Here is a 22,585-nt window from a genome sequence, read left to right on the forward strand (position 1 = left end):
TATGGTGAGTGGAGGTATTTTTTTGTTATAAAGTCTTATTGGAATTCAAATATCAAAAAAAATATTTGCAAAATAATTCAAAAAAAAACAGCGACGGCCTCTTAAGTTTCATTACAAAAAGATTTCAATGTTGCTGAAAATAATTTTTGTAACACAAGAAGAAAACAGTTACAAATGCTATAAAGCGTTTGATATCAAGAAATTCTTCAGTAGTAAATAAAAATAATATATTTCAAAGCGACACACGAAGAGAAGTTTTGTTACATTGTTTCATATTATTGTAATGAATTGTCACAATAATATTACCCATGAAATACAAAAGGATGATAAAGTAGCTCTCGTAGTCAATAAGACAGAAGAAAAAGACAAGATGAAAATCGGAGGAAGTTATATAATGAAATTAGGGAAAACAGTTCTTTTTAGTACAGTATTAGCAGCAGGCGCAGGGTTAGCGATGGGAGCTACAGATGCACATGCTTCAGAAACTTATACTGTTCAATCAGGCGATACGTTATCAAAAATCTCTCACAAATTTGCTGGGAATGATAGCTTAGTTAATACTATCGCTAAAGCAAACAAAATTTCTAATGTAAACATGATCTTTGCAGGTCAAGAATTGACCATCGATGGTGACGCAAAAGCTGAAGCAGCTCCTGCACAAGAAACAAAGGCAGCAGCACCAGTACAACAAGCAGCGCCAGTTCAAGAAACACAAACGGCTCCTGTGCAACAAACACAAGAAGCAGCACCAGTACAACAAACAGCGCCAGTTCAAGAAACACAAGCGGCTCCTGCAGGAAATTCTTCTTCAGCTAAAGAATGGATCGCACAACGCGAATCAGGCGGCTCTTACTCAGCAACAAACGGCCAATACATCGGACGTTACCAATTGTCAGCTTCATACTTAAATGGTGACTACTCTGAAGCAAACCAAGAACGTGTAGCTGACCAATATGTGACTTCTCGCTACGGTTCATGGGAAGGCGCTCAATCTTTCTGGCAAGCAAACGGATGGTACTAAGATAAAAATAAGTTGAACACTCAAGTCCTTACGACTTGGGTGTTTTTTTAAGTAGAATAGAGAATTTTTTGCAAAAAACACTTGACAATCTCTAAATAAAATGTGAATATAATGAGCAAATAATGAAGCGTTGAAGAGAAGAGTAATTGATAAGTCAGCGAGTACAGAGACCTCGAAGGGTGAGAACGAGGATTGCGAAAGTCAATGAAGATGAGCTCTGAGCATTTTGTTTCGTTCACGCGAAGCAAACGGGAAGCGACCGATATATCGCCGGGTATCAACAGGTACCGTTGAGGCATTTTCCGTGAGGATGATGTAAACGAGGGTGGTATCACGAAAACATTCGTCCCTTTATTTGTTGCAGTAGCAATAAGTAAAGGGATGGATGTTTTTTTATTGTTCAGAGTTGGTTCTTCGATGCAAAAAAAGAAAAAATGGAGGAATTTTTTATGACTAAACGTACATCATCACCTTTTCGCTTTGACATCGTAGGCAGCTTTTTACGACCGGAAGAATTAAAGTCGGCACGAGCAGATTTTGAAGCGGGTGAACTCACTCAAACAGCTTTGACTAAAATTGAAGATGCCGCAATTATCGATCTCATCCATAAGCAGGAAAAAATTGGGTTAAAGGCTGTTACTGATGGTGAGTTCCGTCGCAGCTGGTGGCATTTAGATTTCTTCTGGGGACTTCAAGGTGTTGAATTTTTTGTTCCTGAGCATGGATACTTTTTTCATGGCGAAGAGACGCGTCCGGGAACAGTCATTGTTACCGGAAAGATTTCAGGCGAAAAACATCCCTTCGTCGAGCACTTTAAATTTACCCGGGCGCACACGAGTGAGGGGATCGAGGTCAAACAAACGATTCCTGCTCCGGCTCAAATTTTGGTGGAACTATTACGACCGGATGTACTTCCTAAAGTTCGTCAAGTTTATCCCGACAACGAAAGCTTGATCGAAGACATTGTCACAGCCTATCGCCAAGTAATCGCTGATTTATATGCCGCCGGCGCTCGCACGATTCAGTTGGATGATTGTACTTGGGGTGTTCTAGTGGCTCCGTTGCCGGCTGGTTTTATCTCAGAGGATGAGAAGCCGGAAAAAGTTGTCCGTCAAGAATTAGCACAGCTGTATTTGGAAATCAATAATGCGGTTTTAGTGGATCAGCCGGAAGATTTAACATTGAACACCCATGTGTGCCGGGGAAATTATCACTCAACGTGGGCAGCTAGCGGCGGATACGAAGACGTGGCGGAGCCCTTATTCACTGATGAGCAGGTCGATGCTTATTACTTAGAATATGATAGCGAACGCTCTGGCGGTTTCGAGCCTTTAGCGAAGGTTACAGGAGCGAAGAAAGTCGTTCTAGGGCTAATCACTTCAAAAGATGGGAAGCTCGAAGCCCGGGAACAAGTCATTGCTCGCATCATGAGGCCGCACAGTATCTGCCGTTAGATCGTTTGTACTTAAGTCCGCAATGCGGCTTCGCTTCAACGGAAGAAGGAAACATTTTAACAGAAGAGCAGCAATGGAAAAAAATTGCGTTGATTAAAGAAATCGCTGAAGAAGTTTGGAAGGATTAATTAAAAGGCTGAGACAGATTTTGTCTCAGCCTTTTAATTAGAACTACTTTTACCACAGTCCCGGAAACGCTTGGACTGTGATTTGTTGATTGCTAAAAGGATGGATCAGATGCAGCTCATAGGCGTGGAGCATCAAGCGACCGTGGGGATTTTTACTGTACAGAGGATCACCAACTAAAGGATGTCCGATACTGGCAAGATGAACCCGGATTTGATGGGTTCGGCCAGTCTCTAGCTGGCAATAAACGGCAGTTTGCTTGTTTAATTGGTGAGCGACGGTCACATGAGTCACTGCCGACTTGCCGCCTTTTGGATCGATCCGTCGTTTGCGGCGATCGTGGCGGTCGCGACCAATTTTTTGATTGATGGTCTGATCGTTTTTGAGAACGCCATGAACGATTGCTTGATAGCGACGATAGATTTTTTTCTGTTCTAATAAGCGGCCTAAAATAGGTAATACAAACGGATTTTTAGCAAACAAAATCGCGCCGCTAGTTTCTTTGTCTAAGCGGTGAACGACATGGGGCTGCGTGTTCGGCGCTAAATAAGCGGCTAAATGGTTTAATAAGGTATCTGTTTCCTCCGGCTGATTTGGATGAGTCTTCATACCGGCTGGTTTATTGACGATGATCAAATGCTCATCTTCATAGAGAACGTGGATTTTTGTCTTATTGCCTAAGCTGATGTGTCGTTCAGGATAATCACTTGCTTCCACAGTGATACCGATGATATCGCCGGGATGAACCGGCATTTGGAAATGACATAGTTCGCCGTTGACAGTGATGCCTTTGCGGGTCCGAATAAAATGGCGAACTTTTCTAGGTACCAGCCATTCGTTTTCTAATAAGTCTTTGACGGTCATTTCAGTAAAATCATCAGGCAGAGTCATGGTAAAATTCATCAGGTTACTCCTTGTAAAAAATTTCATTGGACTTATTGTATCACTTTTAACGGATATTTAAGAAAAAAGACAGTAATTCCTTGAGGTGTCATGCTAAAATAGCTCCATGTGTGTATCGGTCTCAAGCCCCACGCAGCGAGAGGAAGATTTATGGTACACTGTGTCTGAATTTTGTAGAGAATGGAGATCGAAAAATGGATTTTCAGGAATTTTGGCGCAAGTTTAAAGATGGAGCAAAAGTTTTTTGGCGACAGTTTCGCAGCGGGACCAAAACCTTTTGGCAATGGATCAAGCCTTACTTGATTCGTTTTCATCACTGGCGCAAACGTATTTGGAAAAAATATCATATTAATAAAATTTTGCTCTTATTAACGTTAGTCGTTGTTTTAGTCATGAGTGTCTATTTATTTATTTTAGCGAAATCAGTGGACGTTGAAACATTACAATCGAGTCTGAAACAATCGACCGTCGTCTATGACGAAAAAAATGAACAGGCCGGTAGTCTTTACGGACAAAAGGGAACTTATGTGGAGAGTGACCAGATTTCCCAAAATTTAAAAGATGCCGTCGTCTCCACCGAGGACCGCAACTTTTATAATCACCATGGGTTTGACATCAAAGGGATCGCACGGGCGGCTTTAGGGCTAGTCACCTCTGGGCATATTACCGGTGGCGGAAGTACCATCACCCAGCAGCTGGCGAAAAATGCCTACTTGAGTCTCGATCAAACGTTGGAACGAAAGGCCAAAGAAATTTTTATGGCGATCGAGATTGAAAAGAAATACGATAAAGATCAAATTTTAACGATGTATCTGAACAACGCCTATTTTGGGAATGGTGTCTGGGGCGTGCAAGACGCTGCCCGGAAGTATTTTGGGGTAGATGCGAACCAAGTGACTGTCGGCGAAGCGGCAACAATCGCGGGAATGCTGAAGGGTCCGGGGATTTATAATCCGATCGATCATTTAGATAATGCAATCAACCGACGAAACACGGTACTGTCGGTGATGGTGGAAAATGGTAAATTGACTCAAGAACAGGAAAATCAGGCGAAAGCCACTGATCTTGGCTCGGAGCTGAGTGATACTTATACCTCTGCGGATGCAGGTTATCGATATCCTTCTTATTTTGACGCAGTGATCGATGAAGCAGTGGAAAGATATGGCATGTCGGAAAAAGATTTACTGAACAAAGGCTATAAAATCTATACCTCATTAGATCAGGATTATCAAAAGCAAATGGAAGCTGTCTATCAAAATAATGCAAACTTCCCAGCCGATGCCGCAGATGGAGCGATGCCGCAATCTGCTTCAGTAGCCTTGGACCCTAAAACCGGCGGCGTCCAAGCATTGGTGGGGCGACGGGGCGAGCATATTTTCCGCAGCTACAATTTCGCGACTCAGATGCAACGTTCACCAGGTTCAACGATGAAACCGTTAAGTGTCTATTCGCCAGCGCTAGAATCTGGCTACAAGCCTGACAGTATCTTAAAAGACGAGCCTCAGTCCTATTACAAAGCGAAAAACTACGATGGCACCTATCAAGGTGAAGCACCGATGTATCAAGCAGTGGCGCAAAGTTTAAACTTGCCAGCAGTATGGCTATTGCATGAGATAGGCTTGAACAAAGGCTACAATAAAGCAGAAGAATTTGGCATTCCTTTAAGCAAATCGGATAAATATTATGGTCTAGCGCTAGGTGGTTTGGAAAAAGGCACGTCACCGATGCAAATGGCAGCCGCTTATGGTGCTTTTGCTAATCAAGGCCGAGTGTATCAACCGCACTTAGTAACGAAAATCATTGATTCTACTGGCGCTGTTTTAGTCGACAATAGCTCACCGAAATATGATCAAGTCATCTCGAAGGAAGTCGCCAATGAAATGACCAGTATGCTGTTAGGTACTTTTTCAAACGGAACAGCTGCACAAGCGGCACCTGCTGGCTTCACTGTTGCCGGCAAGACCGGGACAACCGAAACCAATTTTGACGCGAATAAAGTCAACGACCAATGGATTATTGGTTATACACCAAATGTCGTGATCTCAACTTGGTTAGGTTTCGAAAAAGTCAGCGAGACGCATTATTTAAGCGGTACGAGCGGTTCGGAGGTCGGTCAGGTCTTCAAGGCGGAGGCAGAATCGATCTTGCCATACGCCGGTCAATATTCCTTTGATGTAGCTGACGCCTATGCGACCGGTGGAAAAGTTGTGGCTGCCGATCAAGTCAATCAAAATGGTCAAGATGTGGATACGAACAAGTGGCGCGAAGAATTGAAAGATATTGGCGGCAAGGCCAGTGAAGGAGCAGCCAGCTTCTTTGAAAAAGCCAAGGAAGGCGCCAATAGGTTAAAAGAAAAAGGTCAAGAATTGTGGCGTCAGTATCAACCAGGAAATTAGGGTATGAACCCGTTTCCATTCATGTTACAATAAAAAAGTAACTTTTATAGAAAATGAGGGATTAAATAATGGCAAATATTTACGATTCAGCAAACGGATTAGAACGTGAAATCCGTGAACTACCAGAATTCAAATCTTTAGAAGAAGCATTCGCAGAACTTAAGAAAAATGAAGCAGCATACGCAGCCTTTAAAGACTTCCAAGCTTTCCAACAAAGCTTGCAAGAAAAACAAATGCGCGGCGAAGATTTCAGCGATGAAGATGCTGAAAAAGCACAAGCGTTAGCAGAAAAAGTTCAACAAGAAGAATTGATTAACGAATTAATGGTGAAGGAACAAGCCTTCAGCGTGATCGTTAACGACTTGAACCGCATCATCATGACACCGATCCGTGAATTGTACGAAGGATAATTGAATAGCAGAAAAAGAGTTTGTGACCATTTACGGTTACAAACTCTTTTTGAATTATTAAGGGAGTATAATTTTTTACCATTGAAAAGACTGAATCAACAGCGTTAGCAGTGGCCTACTTAGCGCACGAGCTTGTTCGCTTATTGCTAAAAAAAGCTGAAGGAGATCGTGTAGCCTTTCTTACGAACAATATTGTAAGGTGAGGAAAAAGACCAGAAATTTCACTTGGAACTTGCTATACTTCCAACTATAAGGCTATAAGGCTATAAGGACGGCGAGTGAAAAATGAAAAAAAGTATTTTGGCGGTGGCAACGGCTGTTATCGTGATAGCAGGCGGCATGATTTGGTACACCCAAGGAACGAGTCACGAAACAGAGAAGGCTGTCTCAGCGGACACAGCAAAAGCTTCAACCAGCTCAACGATAAAAGAAACCGTAGAATCGATTGAGCCAAAAAAAATTCCAAAAGTTACGTTGCCAGTGACGGACAACCAAGAACTAGATGCTTTCTTAAAGGGACAGCGTTTTTCCGGGACAGCTTTGGTGGTTCGAAAGGGTCAGGTTATTTTGAATCAATCTTATGGTTTGTCGAATCAGGAAAAACAAATAAAAAATACAACCACCACTCGCTATTATATTGGTTCTGCCCAAAAGGCGATCATCGCAACCGCAATTTTACAATTAGAGCAGGCCGGCAAGCTAAGCATCAATGATCCGATAGCCAAATATTTGGCTAATTTTCCGAATGGACAGCAAATCACCTTGCAAAATCTTTTGAACCACACCAGCGGACTGACTGGACGGAAAGAAGGCAGCGAAAAGATTTTACCGCAAAAGATCGTGGAAGAGATCGAAGCTGCCGGCAGTGACTCGGCGATTGGAACCTGGCATTATTCAGACAGTAATTATGCCGTATTGGCTTATTTGGTGCAACAGATCAGTCATCAAAGTGTCGCCGAATATGTCCAAGCTAATATTTTTAAGCCTGCGAATATGCAAGATTCCGGCTTTTATCAAAGTACCGATCCAATCGAAAATTTAGCAGAGAGCTATAAAGAAAAAAATGGTCAAGTCGAAAAAGCGGAGCTACCGGATCTTTCTCAATTATTCGGAGCAGGCGATATCTACACGACAGCGACAGATTTTTATTTATTCGATCAAGCTTTGATGCAAGGAAAGTTGATCAATCCAGCGGAGCGAGAAAAAATGCTGACAGCCGGCAGCGACTCGACTTATGGGATGGGCTTTTATGTCAATCCCGGCAGCTATTCTAGTCATGGTGTATTGGGCGGCTTCAATACCATCAATACTTTTACTCATACCGGATTGACGGAGATCATTTTGTTAGCGAACACGAATCAAGTAGACTCCTTAGGTCAAACCGCGGATCATATTTATGAAGTATTGAATCAAATGGAATAAAAAAAGTTAGAAACGGTCACTCGTTAGGAGCGGCGTTTCTAACTTTTTTGACTATAAAGAAAGTATAAAATTTTCAAATGAATAAATCGCTTTACAGCAGGCGTATTCAAGTCCGGCTTCACGAACTAGCTTTATCGGCAATAAGCCAAACGATTTCGAAATTTGAGCAGCATCAAGTAGAAACTGTTCAACGTCAAAATTAAAACTTTGTGTTTCTCAGTCATTTATCAAAAGTTTGGTCTGATTGCTCAGCTGACTCCTAATTAGGGAATCATTTTTCTACTCTCAATAAAGCAAGCAGAAAAACTGGCAAAAAGCTGAGGGAGTTCGCGAAAGCCTTTTTTACTTAAAAGAATTTTTTGAATTGATCCATCAACCCGTCAAATTTTCCTGACTTCAATAGCACTTTGGCTTTGTCATAGTAATCGCCTAATTCATCTTTATGGTCTTCGATAAACTCTTTAGCTTTCTCGATATTTCCTTCATTCAATAGTTCTTTGATTTTCTTAACTAGTTCGTCTTTGTTCATCTGTCTCGCTCCTTTTTTGTGCTTTCATTTTAGTTGATTTTGCTTTTTTTTTCGAGGATTTACCATTCCAATATCTTCAGTGAAAGACGAACAAACTTTCGTTTTTTTATGGTAAAATAAATAGGATTAAGTTTCAGCTGTTCTCTCGAAATCGGTAAGAGTGAGAAGGCTGTTACTAGCTACTTTGGATTGATAAGGAGGAGAGGCAATGAAATTTTTACACGCAGCGGACCTGCATTTAGATCGCTCCTTTGAAGGGTTGACGAAGGTGCCGGAAGGCTTTCAGCAAGAACTGACGGCGGCCAATCAAAAAATGCTGCAAAATATTGTTAATGCGGCGATTGATCAAGCGGTCGATTTCATTTTATTGGCAGGGGATACCTTCCACCAAAATCGCCCCACATTAAAAACACAACGCTATTTCTTTCAGGAGATGGGCCGCTTAACAGAAGCGCAGATCCCGGTCTTTATGAATTTTGGTAATCATGATTTTTATCAAGCAGATCGTTATTGGTTTGCTTTTCCTGAGAATATCCAACTATTTGTGGATGAACAAGTCGAAACGAAACAACTAGTGACTAAAGCGGGAGAGCAGATTGCGATTACCAGCTTTAGTTATCAGCATCCGACGATTGAAGCTGCAATGATCGAGGACTTTCCTGTTAAAGGCGCGGTCGATTTTCATATTGGAATTTATCATGGCGGACAAATGCCCTACGCCCCGGTTCAATTATCGGAGTTATTAACAAAAGGCTATGATTATTGGGCACTGGGACATATTCATGTGCCGCAAGTTTTAGCGAAAGAACCTTACGTGATCTATCCTGGAACACCCCAAGGGCATACCCAAAAAGAAGTGAACTTGGCTGGAGTGACACTGGTGGAATCGCAGGGCAAACGTCTAAGTTGCCGGACACTTTCGGTTGAAGCCATTCGTTGGGAAAAACGTAGAATTTCTTTAGCCGGTCTACGGCAACCACGAGAAATTTTTTCATTGGTGCGAAAATTATCCGCAGAGCTACCTACCTTGTTACATTTGGAATTTAGTGAGACAGAAGGGATCGGTGATGAGTTAGCTTATCAAATTGCTTCAGGAGAATTATTAGAAGCGCTACAAGAGGAAGTCGATTCAGGGATTTTTCTCTGGCAATTGACACTAGCTGATGCTCCGGTGACGCGACCTTATTTGGCGGTGGAAAAAAACTTGATTGATCAGCTAATAGCTACTTATCAGGAGCCGGCTGTATTTAGCGACTTACTAAGTGAATTGGAACAAAATCCGCAGCTACATCGCTTAATGGATCAAGCATTTAAAGCGACTACGATCGAAGGATTAAAAGAAAAAATGGCGCAAAGCTATCAATTTAGGAGGGAAGCTGATGTGGATTAAAAAAGCGGAGATCACCAGCTTCGGCAAGTGGCGCCAGCAGACGTTTTTATTTGAAGCAAAAAATCAGCTGGTTTACGGCTTGAATGAAGCCGGCAAATCGACGTTGTATCAATTTATCCAAGCGATTTTATTCGGTTTTCCTACCAAGCGTAAAAAGGGTCAAGATTATACCCCCAACGATGGCAGCGGCTTTGGCGGCCGTTTGCTGCTGGTTCATCCAGTTTACGGAACGGTGACTGTTGAGCGGTATAAAACGAAAAATAAAGGCAAGGCGAAGATTTGGCTAGCTGATGGTCAACAAGGAGAAGAAGACTTGCTGGAAAAAATTCTCTATCCGTTAAACCTTCAGCTGTTCCGCCAAGTTTTTACGTTTCAACAAGAACAACTGCAGCAATTAGAAACACTGAACGAAGAAAATTTGCATGAGGCGTTGATTTCTCTAGGGCTTTCCGGCAGCAATGAATTATTCGAACAACGTTTGCAGCTGAAAAATAATTATGAAAGTCTTTATCGCCCCCGTGGTCGTAAACAACCCTTGAATTTAGCATTACAAAATTATCAAAGCTTGCAACAAAAGATCAAAGAAAAGGAAGCCCAAGAAGCGGGCTATCAGCAATTAGTCCGACAAGCCGATGAAGAAAAACTGCAAGTGTCTCGTCAAGCCGGGAAGAATCGTCAGCTGCAAGAACAGCAACTAGCCTTGGAACAGCAACGGCTGAATTGGTCTGCCTATGCGGAATTCTTAGCGCTGAAAAAAATGAATCTGGATTTGTCAGCGACTGAGACGGAGCAAGCACAACTACAGGAATTTTATCAAGAATACCAGCAATTAATGAAGGAACAGGAAAAATTACACAGCGCCTTGCAGCAGCATAGCGGCAACCAGGAATCAGCCCGTTACTATTTCTATTTAGAAAACGAAACGAAGATTCAGCAATTATTGACTGAACAAGTCGCTATTAACCGAATGCTAGATGAAGAGCAACGGATTGCGGTGAAGCTGGCGCAAGCCAGTGAACTTCCGGCAAAGTGGCAGCAAACGCCGCCACGACCATTTTCTGATGAGGCAGCGATTCACCAGCTGTTCGCCTCGTTACGAGAGGTACAAAAAATATTTGGAGAACAACAAATTCGGCAGCACTTAGTCAAGGAGCAGCGTGATCAAGCCGAAGCCAGTCTCAATGACTACGAAAAAAAGCATCCGGAACTTTTTAATCCCCAAAAGGATGTTCCATGGCTGTTGATCGCGGCGGGTGTAGCAATAGCGGTAGCCTTCATACTGCCACTACCCTTTCGCTACCTTTTGATTGTGGTGGGAATCGTTTGCGGAATCGCCGGCGGATTGAAGCGTAAGAAGCCGGCAGACAAAGGAACTTGGCAAGAAAAATTAGGCCAGTTGGATATTTATGAAGGCCAGCTGGCGGAAATCACTGAAAAAAATGCTTTGAGTCAGCAGAAAGAGCAGCAGCTGCTTGCACAAATTCAAAAAGAATTGCAGCAACGAAATTTCACTAGCGGAGTTCAGGAATTTTCGGTCATCCAAGAAAATCAACAAGCTCAAAATTATTTAGCCCAGCTTCAATCTAGTGCGGAACTGGGAGAACGACAATCCGCTTTGCGTCAAAAGTTGATGCAGCAAGAGCAACGCTTTGACTTTTTAGCCGAGTGGTTACCATTGCATGAAAAAAATTTATCAGAGAAGTTTGTAACATTAGCTACCTTTGTGAAGGAAATGGAGCAGATTCGTTTTGCTCAGACTTATCAGGAAAATACAGTCTTGCAACAGCGTATCCATGAAACGCAAAAGCAGCAGCAACAATTATTAGAACAGCAGCAAGGCTTGTTGGAAAAATTTCAATTGGCGTATCCGTCAGAGATCCCAGCCTTTTTACAGCGGGAAACAGAGCTTAGCCGTAAGCAAACACGTTTGCAAGAATTGACGAAAAGCGTGGCGCCATTGTTTGCTGAAGAGACTAGCCTGGCAGAAATTGAGCAGTCTTTGGGTAGTTTACAACAGGAGCTTCAAACGGGGGAAGCCGAGCTGTTGAAGTTGCAAGAACAAGAACAACGCTCCCGTTTGCAGATTCAGCAAATGCAAGCTGATGGCACTTTAGATACGTTTTATCAGCAGGCCAGTCAACAGCAGGCGCTAGTTGAAAAATTAACGACGGAGTATGCGGTGGCGAAGCTGGAAAACCAATTGCTGCAAGACATCGCGACAGAGCTGTCGGAACAACAACTGCCGGAATTATTAAAGCAAGCGACTAGTTATTTCCAACTGCTGACCAATAATGAACACAGCCGCTTAGATTTTGTTGAAGGACTATTGACGGTGGATCAGTTGAGCCTCTATAATCTTTCCACCGGGACGAAAGATCAGGTGATGATGGCCTTTCGTTTTGCTTATTTAGCTTTGCAGCAAAACCATCCCTTGTGTCCAGTGATGATAGACGATGGCTGGCTCCATTACGATCATCAGCGGAAATATCAATTTGCGAAATTATTACAGCAATTCAGCGAAAATTATCAAATCATTTGTTTGTCATCTGACCAAGAAATGGTAAGCTATTACCAAAAGCTTCACCAGCCAGTCTGGGAATTGAAGGGAGTTCAACGATGAAAAAGATCAAAGAATTAACGGTTGACGAGCAATTTGAAATGTATGTACTGATCAAAAATGCCGATGTCCGTTTAGCTAAAAATGGGAAAAAATTTATCGCCTTTACTTTCCAAGATACTTCAGGAACAGTTGACGGTAAATTTTGGGATGCGTCAGAAGAAGAAATCAAACGCTATAAAGCCGGCCAAGTTGTCTTACTAACAGGGAAGCGGGAGATGTATCAAGGCAATCCACAAGTCAAGATCATGCACTTGCGAACGACCAAACCAGAGGAGCCTAATGATCCGGCTTTATATATGGAACGGGCACCGATCAAGCGTGAAGAGATGGAAGAAGAAATTAATCAGACTTTATTTGAAATTACGAACGCTCATTGGAATCGGATCGTTCGCTATCTTCTGAATAAATATCAAAAAGAATTTTTCGAATTTCCGGCAGCCAAACGGAACCATCATGCCTTCGCCGGTGGTTTAGCGTTTCATACATTGACCATGCTGCGCTTAGGTAAAGCGATCGCGAAAGAATATCCGCAGCTGAATGCGTCACTGTTATACGCTGGGATCATCATTCATGATCTAGGAAAAGTCATTGAGTTGACCGGTCCGTCCTCTACTGAATATACGGTTGTGGGCAATCTTGTCGGTCATTTGGTATTAGTGGATGAAGAAATCACCAAAGCCTGCATAGAATTGAAAATTAATGACGCGGATGAAGATGTGGTCATTCTACGTCACATGGTGCTTGCTCATCATGGCTTGTTAGAATACGGTTCGCCAGTTCGTCCCCGGATCATGGAGGCCGAGATTTTGCATCAGATCGACAACATTGATGCTTCAATGCAGATGCTTTCCAGTGCTGTCAAAAACGCGGAGCCAGGCACCTATACCGAGCGGATTTTTGGAATGGATAACCGCAGCTTTTATGTTCCAAAAGATATTTAAAGTAGCAGCTGCGCCGATAATGTGGAACGTAGGAGATTGTGATAGCAGTGTTCAGCTTCAAAAAATTTCGGCTTATTTCCGAAGAAGTAACTTCTGTCGTACCGTTTATTCGTAAAAAGAACCTGTGACAAGCTTTTTGTCACAGGTTCTTTTGTTGTTTGTAGTGAAGGCTAGTTGTTAGGAGTAAACGTAGATGATTGAGACGAAACGATTATACCTGCGGGAGTTGCAAGAATCGGACCTGCCTGCTCTAAAAAAAATCTTGCAAGATGAGGAAACGATGACGGCATATGAAGGGGCCTTTGATGATCAAATGGTTCAAATTTGGTTGGATAAGCAATTAATGAATTATCAGCGGGACGGTTTTGGGTTATGGGCGGTAGTTTTAAAAGAAACGGAAGAAATGATCGGGCAATGCGGCTTGACGTGGCAGCTCGTTGAAACAGACCAGGTTTTAGAGATTGGCTATTTATTTCAGCGCGAATTTTGGCACCAAGGCTATGCTATTGAAGCGGCGCAAGCGTGTAAAAAGTATGCCTTTGAAAAACTACAGGTACAGGAAATTTTTTCGATTATTCGTGACACGAATCGAGCTTCAAAAAAAGTGGCAGAAAGAAATGGGATGAGCCAACGCCAAAAAATAGTCAAACATTACCGTGGAATGGACATGCCTCATGACGTGTATTCGATTCAAAAATAAGGGAAATGGCTCTGTCCCGACTTAAAATGAAAGTCGTGTTAAGATACTGATAGAGAAAAAATTCGCTGTTAATGGTGTTTTGCGACAAATGAGATGAGGTGAAACCGGATGAAGAAAAAAACAGACATTCAAACGGTGGAGGAAAAATTTGACTTTGATACAGTGGTGATTCCCGCTGATTTAGTTGGTTTGACAGAGGCCGAAGTCCAACAAAAAATCCAACAAGGTCAGACCAATCAAGTGGAAGAAAATTTACTGAAGTCAGACAAAGAAATTATTAAAGAAAACACAATCAATATTTTTAATATACTGAACTTCGTTTTGGCATTGTTGGTGTTACTCGTGGGCTCACCAAAAAACACGTTGTTTTTCGGCGTAGTGGTGATTAATACATTGATTGGGGTCATCCAAGAACTGCGAGCGAAGCACACGATCGATAAATTATCCGTCTTGGCCAAAAGCAAAGCTGTCGTGTTAAGAAGCGGTCAGCTCCAGCAGATCGATCAGGAAGCGATCGTCTTAGGCGATGTGCTTTATTTACGCAACGGCGATCAAGTGCCGGTGGATGGTAAATTATTGGTAGGCGAGGGCGTCGAAGTCGATGAATCCTTACTGACCGGCGAAGCGGATCGCGTTCAAAAAAGTCAGCGAGATCAATTATTCAGCGGGAGCTTCGTTACAGCCGGTGAATGTTTTTATCAAGGAACAGCGGTGGGAAAAGAAAACTTCGCGGAGCAATTAACAAGTGAAGCGAAGGCGAAAAAAACGGGCAGCTCTGAGCTAACTAAAGTGTTGAGTCGAATGATCGCCGTCTTGACGATCGTGATTGTTCCAGTAGGACTAGGCTTATTTTATAGTCAGTACCAAGCCTCAGATTCGATCAAACAAGCGGTACTAGGCACTGTTGCGGCTTTAGTCAGTATGATTCCAGAAGGTCTGATGCTATTGACGAGTGTCGCCTTCGCGGTTGGAGCGGCGAACTTGGCAAGAAAAAAAGTACTAGTTCAGGCGCTGCCGTCGATTGAAACATTGGCACGGGTAGATGTGATTTGTTTAGATAAGACCGGCACCATCACAGATGGTACCTTGAAATTTGAAGAGGCATTATTAGAAGATATTTCAGACAGCCGGCTAAATACTATCATGGGCTCATTATTGAATCAATTAAAGGATCAAAACGCGACTGCTAAAGCGTTACGGGAAGCCTTTCCTACTAGAGATGAGTGGCAGGCGGAAAAGGTCGTGCCTTTTTCTTCCGCTCGTAAATGGAGCGGTGTCACTTTTAAAGAACAAGGCAGCTTTGCTTTTGGCGCACCAGAATTTATTTTCAAAAAGCTTTCAGCAGAAATGCAAAGCAAGCTTCAACCTTATTTAGAAGCGGGTCAGCGGGTCTTGGTACTAGTCGAGTATCCTGGACTGCTAGAAGAAAAAATGATCGAAGAACCGCGTTTGTTGGCGACGCTGATTATTTCAGATAATTTAAGAGAAAACGCGCGGGCAACCTTTGGCTACTTTGTTCAACAAGACGTCCAATTAAAAGTGATTTCTGGGGATCATCCTTTGACCGTTTCAAAAATCGCTCAAAAGGCTGGGATTCAAAATGCAGAAGCCTTTGTGGATATGTCCAGTCTAGACGAGCCAATCGATTATCCAACATTGGTTAACCACACGACCGTATTTGGTCGTGTGACGCCGAAGCAAAAGCAGTCTTTGATCCACGCCTTGAAAAAAAATCATACCGTCTGCATGACCGGAGATGGGGTAAATGACGTCTTGGCATTGCGGGAAGCAGACATTGGCGTGGCAATGGCCAATGGTAGTAGTGCGGCTCGTGCGGCGGCGGATGTTATTTTGCTAGATTCAGACTTTGCTCGGATGCAAAATGTGTTAAATGAAGGGCGGCGAGTGATCAATAATATTGAACGAGTGGCTTCAATGTATTTAGTTAAAACGATTTATTCATTGATCTTGGCGGTGATCTTTATGATCCTGACCAACCCATATCCTTTCGAGCCGGTCCAATTAACTCCAATCAATGCTTTGACGGTGGGGATTCCCTCCTTCTTCTTGGCCTTAAAACCAAGCTATGAACGAATCAAAGGGGATTTCTTGAATAATATTTTCCGTGTTTCATTACCTGGCGCGTTGACTGTAGTGAGCGCGGTAATGATTATTCAATTAGCGGCGCTTTTATTTCATTTAGATTATCAAGCCACTTCGACGATGTCGGTCTTTTTAACCGGCTGTGTTGGTCTTTTAGTCTTATATAAAGTGTCATTCCCACTAGACAAGAAAAAAATTGCATTGATCGCGGTTTTAAGTACGGCCTATCTCAGCTGCTATTTATTCTTTAGAGAATTTTTTGACTTCGACAAGCTTTGGAACCGCAATTTATTTTTTGTGATTCCTTTGACCTTTGGGATTTACTGGTTGTTTAAAGGCTTGACCTTCGTGATGGACAAGTTGGTGGCGTGGCGCATTCGTTGGCAAGAAAAACGCAGAGCGAAAAAAAATCCGACTTCACGTGTGCTGTAAACAAATTAAATACATGAAATGATAAAAAATCCCGGAAAAGGCTTTCTTTTTCGGGATTTTTGGTATAATGAACTAAAAGGCCAATAGAAAGAAAATTTGATTGAAAGAAGGGACGCAGTAATGGAACTAACGAAATTGCAAAATGGCTCAGACATTCGTGGAATCGCTATCACGACAGAGGATAAAATGAAAAATCTGGGGACGGATCAGGTCCGTTTGATTGCCCAAGGGATTTTGAATTGGTTAACGGATAAAGGGATCGAACATCCATTTAAAATCGGAATCGGTCACGACAGCCGCTTGACGGGACCAGAATTAAAAGCGGCGATGATCGACGTTTTTACAGCGGCGGGCTGTGAAGTGTTGGATTTTGGCTTAGCGACGACGCCGGCTTTATTTATGGCGACTCAGTTTGAGGAATTCGCCTGTGATGCGGGCATTATGTTGACAGCTAGCCATTTACCCTTTTATTTCAACGGTATCAAGATCTTCAGTCAAGCTGGCGGCGCGGAAAAAAGTGATATCGCCTTCATTCTAGCTCATACCGAAGCGGCAGAAAAAGCGGCGGGCAACGTCAAGTCCGCGGATTTATTGTCTCGTTATGCTGACGATCTAGTAGAAAAAATTCAGCGAGGCAGCGACAGTGATCGGCCTTTGGAAGGCCTGAAAATTGTGGTCGATGCTGGTAATGGGGCGGGCGGTTATTTTGCCGATAAAGTACTCGCGGTCTTAGGTGCAGATACGACCGGTTCCCAATTTTTAGAACCGGACGGACATTTTCCGAATCACATTCCCAATCCAGATAATAAAGAAGCCATGGCCAGTATCAAGCAGGCCGTGTTAGACAACCAAGCGGATCTCGGTGTAATCTTTGATACCGATGTCGATCGGTCGGCGATCGTTTCGAAAGATGGGCAAATGATTAATCGTAATAATTTGATCGCGGTCTTAGCGGCAATCGTTTTGCAGGAGCATCCCGGCAGCACAATCGTGACGAATTCGCCAACTTCGGATCATTTAAAAGCTTTTATCGAAGAAAAGGGCGGACAGCAATATCGTTATATTTCCGGTTATCGCAACGTGATCAATAAAGCGATTGAGTTGAATGCAGCTGGGACGGATTGCCAGTTAGCGATTGAAACAAGCTCGCACGCTGCTTTTAAAGAAAATTATTTCTTAGATGATGGTGCTTATGTGATTGCAAAAGTGTTGATGCTCTTACCGAAACTGCAAAAAGAACAGCGAGCGTTGACGGATCTAATGGCGGAATTGGAGCAGCCCGTCGAGACCTTAGAAATTCGCTATCCAATCAGCGGAGAAGAGTATCAAACAATCGGACAGCAAATGATTCAACGCTTCCGGGAAGAATTACCAAAGCACGCCGGCTTCACGGAAAATCCAGAAAATCAAGAAGGGGTTCGTTTCTCGGTCAACGATCCTTATGGCAAGGGCTGGATGCTGTTACGTTTAAGCTTGCATGAGCCACTTTTGGTGATGCAAGTAGAGAATGACCAAGCCGGTCAGATAAAGCGGCAATTGCCTATTTTCCGTGAGCTATTAGCACAAGAAAGCAATGTCGATATCACAAAGCTGGATCAACAAATAAACAAGTAAAATTGCTTGCAAAAATCGCTCCTTCGTCTGATGATAAGCATTAGATGAAGCAGCGATTTTTTTTATTAAAAAGGAGCGAGCAAGATGAACATTACACTTGATGAAGCAGCAAAGGAAAAAGTCTTGAGCCATTTAGATAAGGATAAATTATTACTATTGACCTTTGAAGATGGTGTGGGAGCATATTCTCAACATGCCATGATCCATATGCAGACACAATTTTCGATTAACATTATCTCACAAGAGATGGAGAAGGCGGATTATGATGAAACGATTCCTTCAAATGTCGGCGATTTTTGGATCAAAGGCTATTCAAAAGAAGATTTGCAGGAAGAGATGACGATCAAGTTCAATCCCCGGCTCAGCACCTTTAGTTTATCTGGAGAAGGCGGCTTGATCGACGACAATCTAGGCTTTATTGATTTTACTAAAAATTAAAAGAAGAAGGATCGTCTTTCATTTTTTTACTTTTCTTTGATATGATAGAACAAAGCTTTTAAGCAGTCATTGAGTGAACTTGAAAGCCGATCGATAGAAGGAAGTGGAAGCATGGCAAAGATCATGATCGTAGAAGACGAAGCGGTGATCCGTCAATTAATTGGTGAAGAATTAACGAAATGGAAGTTTGATGTTTTTCAAGTGACGGACTTTAATCAAGTCTTTGACGAGTTCGAGCAAGCGGCACCGCAGCTGGTTTTATTAGATATTAATTTGCCAGTCTATGATGGTTATTATTGGTGTCAAAAAATTCGTGAAGTTTCGAAAGTTCCGATTATTTTTATTTCTTCCCGAAATACTAATATGGATCAGATCATGGCGATGAATATGGGAGCGGATGATTACATTACCAAACCCTTCCAAGTCGATATTTTAGTGGCGAAGATCAATGCGTTATTACGTCGTTCTTATAATTACGCAGAAAGCGGCGAGGAATTAGAACACAACGGGATCAGCTTGAACATTGATAACAGCAGTATGACGATCAATGGAGAAGTAGTGGATCTAAGTAAAAATGAATACCGCCTGCTGTTTATCTTAATGAAGCAGCACGGAAAGATTTTGAGCCGCGATAAATTGTTACGGGCTTTGTGGGATGATGAGCGTTTCGTCGATGACAATACCTTGACGGTCAACATCAATCGCTTGCGTCGTAAAATCGAACAAGCTGGCATTGATGATTACATCCAAACAAAAGTCGGACAAGGCTATATTGTCCCGTAAAAGGAGCGGCTATGACATTTTTTAAGTATTTAAAGGATCGCCTGCTAGTTTTTGTCGGCTGGGCACTGTTAAGTTTATTGCTAGTCTTTATGATTTGGCTGACGCCTGGGCTGCAGGGCTTTTGGGAAAATCTTAGCTACTTATTGATTTTACAATTATTTTTGCTGTTTCTTTTTTTCACGATCGACTATCAGCGACGAAAAAAATGGTTCAAAGCCTTTGATGAGCAAGAAGAATCCCATTTGCAGCATTTTGTAGCTGCAGCGACCACCAACGAAGAGCAGCTGTTGCAAGAATATGTGAATCGGCAAGTGCGGGAACATCATCTGACGATGGAGCAATTATTGGATAGTCAAAAGGATCAGAAGGATTATATGGATTCTTGGATTCATGAGATCAAGGTACCGCTAGCGGCAGTGGATTTGATTTTAAATTCGATTGAATTTGATATTCCTGATGATAAATTTGTCCTGCTGCAAAATGAGATCCAGCAAATCGATGAATACGTGGAGCAAATTTTGTATTACTCTCGTTCAGATGAATTCGTCAACGATTATTTGATTCAAGAGTATTCCTTGAAAAAAATCATCCAACCCATCATTCGCAGTCAAGCTAACTATTTTATCCAAAAAAATCTACAATTAACCTTATCTGAAGAGGACGCTAAAGTCTTAACCGACGCGAAATGGATCGAGTTCATTTTTCGCCAGCTACTAAGTAACGCCATTAAGTACACCCCGAATCATGGCGAGATCAGTATTACGATTGCAGTCAGAAGAGGCGGCGTCGCCTTGAGTCTGCAAGACAACGGAATCGGTATTCCGCCAGAAGACTTAGGTCGGATTTTTGATAAAGGCTTTACCGGAGAGAATGGTCGTAAGGCCCAGCAACACTCCACTGGACTGGGTTTGTATTTAGCCAAGCGTTTGGCAGAAAAACTAGGTGTAGGATTGACTGCTGAATCGACGATGAATGAAGGGACCACAATGACCCTGTTCTTCCCCCGATTAGATTATTATCATGAAGAACGTTAAATTTTTGGTTTTTGATTGCCAAATTTCCTTTTTTTCGCTAAACTGTTCCAGTTGTGAATTGAAGGGAGTAAGGTTATGAGTATTTTAATTGCCCTAGTGCCAATGGTGGCGTGGGGAAGCATTGCTTTGGTAAGCGGAAAATTAGGCGGTGACGCCAATCAGCAAACCTTAGGAATGACGATGGGCGCTTTTGTCTTTGCATTAGTGACCTTTTTTATTGTTCAGCCGGCAATGAGCGGTTGGATTTTGTTAATCGGTTTTTTGTCGGGGCTTTTTTGGTCGGTTGGTCAAAACGGTCAATTTCACGGGATGAAATTCATGGGAGTTTCGGTGGGCTTGCCCATTTCAACCGGGTTTCAATTAATTTTGAATACCGTCGCCGGTGCTGTATTCTTTCATGAGTGGACGAAGACCAAAGATTTTGTCTTAGGATTTATTGCTTTAGCTTTCTTAGTGTTAGGGGCTTATTTAACGGCTCGCAAAGATGACGAAAGCGGCGTAGAGACGGATAATGGCATGTTGAACTTCGGCAAGGGCTTTCGTGCGCTGATTTTTTCAACCTTGGGCTATGGTGTCTATACGATCATCATCACATGGGCAGGGCTTAATCCGTTGGCGATCATCCTGCCACAAAGTGTCGGTATGCTAGTGGGCGCCAGCTTCTTTGCTTTCCGTAAAGCCAAAGTCGATCGCTATGTCTGGCGCAATATGGCTTCTGGATTATTATGGGGCATCGGGAATGTTTGTATGCTGCTAAGTGTCCAAAATATCGGTTTAGCCATCGGGTTCTCATTGTCACAAATGGGGATCATTATCTCAACGTTGGGTGGGATCTTCCTTTTGGGAGAACACAAAACGAAAAAAGAAATGTATTATGTGATTATCGGCTGTCTGCTGATTATTGTCGGCGGCGTCGTGTTAGGATATATGAAAGCGTAGAAAAACGTATTAACTAGAACGTAAAAAAATCAGCCTGCCGAATTTCGGTAGGCTGATTTTTTATCGGATCTTTCTGGATTATTGTCCAGAGTTCAATTCCATTAATTTTTGTTTCAAATCGCTTTCCATATGACCAATTTCGATCTCGGCAGCTTGTCGACGTTCGCGACCTTCTTTTTGGATACGTAAAGTTTCTTCTAACGTTTCCACAAGATCGTTTTGAGTTTGCTGTAAAGTATCCAAATCCACGATTCCGCGTTCGTTTTCTTTGGCGGTCTCGATGGTTGAAATTTTCAGCATCTCTGAATTTTTCTTCAATAGGTCATTAGTTGTTTCTGATACTTGACGCTGCGCTGTGACAGCATCTTTTTGACGGAGCAAGGTCAAAGCAATGGCTACTTGGTTTTTCCATAAAGGAATCGCCGTATTGATGGAAGCTTGGATCTTTTCCGCTAACGCCTGATTCGTATTTTGGATTAAACGAATTTGGGGCGCTTGTTGAATCGTAATTTGACGTGCCAATTTTAGATCATAAGTCCGTTTGTCTAAGCGATCTAAAAATTGTGAATAGTCGTTTACGATTTGGACATCCATTTGATCACCTGAGGCTTGGGCTTTTTCTGTCGCGGCGGGGATCGTTGTCAGCTTCATTTCTTCAATCTTCAATTCGGCCGCTGCAATATAGATGTTCAAAGCATCAAAATAATCTTTATTCTTATTGTAAAGTGTTTCTAACATCTGGTTATCTTTTAACAATCCGTCTTTTTCGACGTTTAGCTTCATAGCGATTTTGTCGATTTGAGCACCGATCTTTTGATACTTAGTAGTAATCTCATAAATCGATTGCTTAACCTTGCCAAACATTTTTTGGAAGATATTGCCTTCGCCCACACGTAATTCATCAGGGTTGGCTTCGTTTAGGCGGTACATTAATTGGTTCAATGAATCACCGATGGGGCCAATGTCCTGTGATGAAACGGAATTCAGCATCGATTGCGAGAATTCACTTAATTTTGTTTGAGCGGTCGAGCCGTAGCTGATGACTGCTTGCGAATCATTGACGTCGATTTTTTTTGCCAACTCTCGCGCTTGCGCTTGGCGTTCTTCCGGCAATTTGTCCACTAAGCGGTCGGCTTGTTCCTGCGACTGCAAATGTGAAAGTTCCTGCTGCTGAACCGGGGTTAAGGCATCGGTGCCAAAAGGATTGCTTAATAAATCGTCTAACGTACTATCAACTGGTTGCGTCTGTGTTTTATTTTCTGGTTCCACTCTGGTTCCTCCTGTTCGAAAAAAATCTAGCTTAAGCTAGATTTTTTTGTTAATAATTAGA

17 protein-coding genes and 1 pseudogene are annotated in these 22,585 nt (G+C 42.5%); 15 read left to right on the forward strand and 3 right to left on the reverse strand.

The genetic code is table 11. From position 1 onward, the window contains the following. The first annotated feature begins 394 nt into the window (after positions 1–394). A complete protein-coding gene (apf, locus tag RV00_RS13660) occupies positions 395–1,021 on the forward strand; it encodes an aggregation-promoting factor (protein ID WP_071863114.1) in 627 nt (208 codons plus the stop codon). A 449-nt stretch (positions 1,022–1,470) separates the two neighbouring features. Continuing rightward, positions 1,471–2,603 (forward strand): annotated as a pseudogene (locus tag RV00_RS13665) (5-methyltetrahydropteroyltriglutamate--homocysteine S-methyltransferase). Between the two features lie 49 nt (positions 2,604–2,652). Here the strand turns inward: RV00_RS13665 and RV00_RS13670 are convergent. Then, positions 2,653–3,504 carry an RluA family pseudouridine synthase gene (locus RV00_RS13670; RefSeq protein WP_071863115.1) on the reverse strand — a complete coding sequence of 284 codons (852 nt, stop codon included), beginning with the start codon at positions 3,502–3,504 and terminating at the stop codon, positions 2,653–2,655. Positions 3,505–3,698: 194 nt separating this feature from the next. On the opposite strand from RV00_RS13670, the gene RV00_RS13675 reads away from it, so the two are divergent. The 3 genes from RV00_RS13675 to RV00_RS13685 all read left to right on the forward strand — a co-directional run bounded on the left by RV00_RS13675 (position 3,699) and on the right by RV00_RS13685 (position 7,732). Then, positions 3,699–5,900, forward strand: a complete 2,202-nt coding sequence (locus RV00_RS13675) for a PBP1A family penicillin-binding protein (protein WP_071863116.1) — start codon at positions 3,699–3,701, stop codon at positions 5,898–5,900. Positions 5,901–5,968: 68 nt separating this feature from the next. After that, a complete protein-coding gene (locus RV00_RS13680; RefSeq protein WP_071863117.1) occupies positions 5,969–6,310 on the forward strand; it encodes a YlbF/YmcA family competence regulator in 342 nt (113 codons plus the stop codon). A 285-nt stretch (positions 6,311–6,595) separates the two neighbouring features. Further along, positions 6,596–7,732 carry a serine hydrolase domain-containing protein gene (locus RV00_RS13685; RefSeq protein WP_071863118.1) on the forward strand — a complete coding sequence of 379 codons (1,137 nt, stop codon included), beginning with the start codon at positions 6,596–6,598 and terminating at the stop codon, positions 7,730–7,732. 346 nt (positions 7,733–8,078) lie between these two features. Here RV00_RS13685 and RV00_RS13690 read toward each other — a convergent pair whose 3' ends face one another. Then, positions 8,079–8,261 carry a hypothetical protein gene (locus RV00_RS13690; RefSeq protein WP_071863119.1) on the reverse strand — a complete coding sequence of 61 codons (183 nt, stop codon included), beginning with the start codon at positions 8,259–8,261 and terminating at the stop codon, positions 8,079–8,081. Between the two features lie 208 nt (positions 8,262–8,469). On the opposite strand from RV00_RS13690, the gene RV00_RS13695 reads away from it, so the two are divergent. The 10 genes from RV00_RS13695 to RV00_RS13740 all read left to right on the forward strand — a co-directional run bounded on the left by RV00_RS13695 (position 8,470) and on the right by RV00_RS13740 (position 21,255). Then, positions 8,470–9,651, forward strand: a complete 1,182-nt coding sequence (locus RV00_RS13695; RefSeq protein ID WP_071863120.1) for a metallophosphoesterase family protein — start codon at positions 8,470–8,472, stop codon at positions 9,649–9,651. Continuing rightward, a complete protein-coding gene (locus RV00_RS13700; RefSeq protein WP_071863121.1) occupies positions 9,641–12,271 on the forward strand; it encodes an ATP-binding protein in 2,631 nt (876 codons plus the stop codon). The genes RV00_RS13695 and RV00_RS13700 overlap by 11 nt, the downstream gene beginning before the upstream one ends. Next, positions 12,268–13,212, forward strand: a complete 945-nt coding sequence (locus RV00_RS13705; RefSeq protein WP_071863122.1) for a 3'-5' exoribonuclease YhaM family protein — start codon at positions 12,268–12,270, stop codon at positions 13,210–13,212. The genes RV00_RS13700 and RV00_RS13705 overlap by 4 nt, the downstream gene beginning before the upstream one ends. Positions 13,213–13,405: 193 nt before the next feature. Beyond that, complete coding sequence (locus RV00_RS13710) at positions 13,406–13,912, forward strand: GNAT family N-acetyltransferase (RefSeq protein ID WP_071863123.1); 507 nt, start codon at positions 13,406–13,408, stop codon at positions 13,910–13,912. A gap of 108 nt (positions 13,913–14,020) precedes the next feature. Then, entirely contained in the window at positions 14,021–16,447 is a 2,427-nt protein-coding gene (locus tag RV00_RS13715) for an HAD-IC family P-type ATPase (RefSeq protein ID WP_084133309.1), read from the forward strand. Positions 16,448–16,567: 120 nt separating this feature from the next. Further along, a complete protein-coding gene (locus RV00_RS13720; protein ID WP_071863124.1) occupies positions 16,568–18,061 on the forward strand; it encodes a phosphohexomutase domain-containing protein in 1,494 nt (497 codons plus the stop codon). Between the two features lie 84 nt (positions 18,062–18,145). Then, complete coding sequence (locus RV00_RS13725) at positions 18,146–18,499, forward strand: iron-sulfur cluster biosynthesis family protein (RefSeq protein ID WP_071863125.1); 354 nt, start codon at positions 18,146–18,148, stop codon at positions 18,497–18,499. Between the two features lie 111 nt (positions 18,500–18,610). Further along, positions 18,611–19,282: a two-component system response regulator SapR gene (gene sapR / locus RV00_RS13730; protein WP_071863126.1), complete on the forward strand. Its 672-nt coding sequence runs from the start codon at positions 18,611–18,613 to the stop codon at positions 19,280–19,282. Positions 19,283–19,293: 11 nt separating this feature from the next. Then, the gene (sapS, locus tag RV00_RS13735) at positions 19,294–20,316 is read left to right on the forward strand and encodes a two-component system sensor histidine kinase SapS (protein ID WP_071863127.1); all 1,023 of its coding nucleotides are present in this window, start codon (positions 19,294–19,296) and stop codon (positions 20,314–20,316) included. 75 nt (positions 20,317–20,391) lie between these two features. After that, positions 20,392–21,255 (forward strand): GRP family sugar transporter, encoded by an 864-nt coding sequence (locus tag RV00_RS13740; protein WP_071863128.1) that lies wholly within the window; start codon positions 20,392–20,394, stop codon positions 21,253–21,255. Positions 21,256–21,333: 78 nt separating this feature from the next. Here RV00_RS13740 and RV00_RS13745 read toward each other — a convergent pair whose 3' ends face one another. After that, positions 21,334–22,524 carry a toxic anion resistance protein gene (locus RV00_RS13745; RefSeq protein WP_071863129.1) on the reverse strand — a complete coding sequence of 397 codons (1,191 nt, stop codon included), beginning with the start codon at positions 22,522–22,524 and terminating at the stop codon, positions 21,334–21,336. Positions 22,525–22,585: the final 61 nt, after the last annotated feature.

Origin of the sequence: Enterococcus devriesei (assembly GCF_001885905.1) — a bacterium.
Taxonomy (GTDB): Bacteria; Bacillota; Bacilli; order Lactobacillales; family Enterococcaceae; genus Enterococcus_A; species Enterococcus_A devriesei.

Bases quoted from the DNA above. Each gene is read 5' to 3' on its own strand.
- RV00_RS13705 (WP_071863122.1), top strand. From the start codon at position 12,268: ATGAAAAAGATCAAAGAATTAACGGTTGACGAGCAATTTGAAATGTAT.
- apf (WP_071863114.1), top strand. From the start codon at position 395: ATGAAATTAGGGAAAACAGTTCTTTTTAGTACAGTATTAGCAGCAGGC.
- sapS (WP_071863127.1), top strand. From the start codon at position 19,294: ATGACATTTTTTAAGTATTTAAAGGATCGCCTGCTAGTTTTTGTCGGC.
- RV00_RS13740 (WP_071863128.1), top strand. From the start codon at position 20,392: ATGAGTATTTTAATTGCCCTAGTGCCAATGGTGGCGTGGGGAAGCATT.
- sapR (WP_071863126.1), top strand. From the start codon at position 18,611: ATGGCAAAGATCATGATCGTAGAAGACGAAGCGGTGATCCGTCAATTA.
- RV00_RS13680 (WP_071863117.1), top strand. From the start codon at position 5,969: ATGGCAAATATTTACGATTCAGCAAACGGATTAGAACGTGAAATCCGT.
- RV00_RS13710 (WP_071863123.1), top strand. From the start codon at position 13,406: ATGATTGAGACGAAACGATTATACCTGCGGGAGTTGCAAGAATCGGAC.
- RV00_RS13675 (WP_071863116.1), top strand. From the start codon at position 3,699: ATGGATTTTCAGGAATTTTGGCGCAAGTTTAAAGATGGAGCAAAAGTT.
- RV00_RS13715 (WP_084133309.1), top strand. From the start codon at position 14,021: ATGAAGAAAAAAACAGACATTCAAACGGTGGAGGAAAAATTTGACTTT.
- RV00_RS13685 (WP_071863118.1), top strand. From the start codon at position 6,596: ATGAAAAAAAGTATTTTGGCGGTGGCAACGGCTGTTATCGTGATAGCA.
- RV00_RS13720 (WP_071863124.1), top strand. From the start codon at position 16,568: ATGGAACTAACGAAATTGCAAAATGGCTCAGACATTCGTGGAATCGCT.
- RV00_RS13690 (WP_071863119.1), bottom strand. From the start codon at position 8,261: ATGAACAAAGACGAACTAGTTAAGAAAATCAAAGAACTATTGAATGAA.
- RV00_RS13700 (WP_071863121.1), top strand. From the start codon at position 9,641: ATGTGGATTAAAAAAGCGGAGATCACCAGCTTCGGCAAGTGGCGCCAG.
- RV00_RS13670 (WP_071863115.1), bottom strand. From the start codon at position 3,504: ATGAATTTTACCATGACTCTGCCTGATGATTTTACTGAAATGACCGTC.
- RV00_RS13725 (WP_071863125.1), top strand. From the start codon at position 18,146: ATGAACATTACACTTGATGAAGCAGCAAAGGAAAAAGTCTTGAGCCAT.
- RV00_RS13695 (WP_071863120.1), top strand. From the start codon at position 8,470: ATGAAATTTTTACACGCAGCGGACCTGCATTTAGATCGCTCCTTTGAA.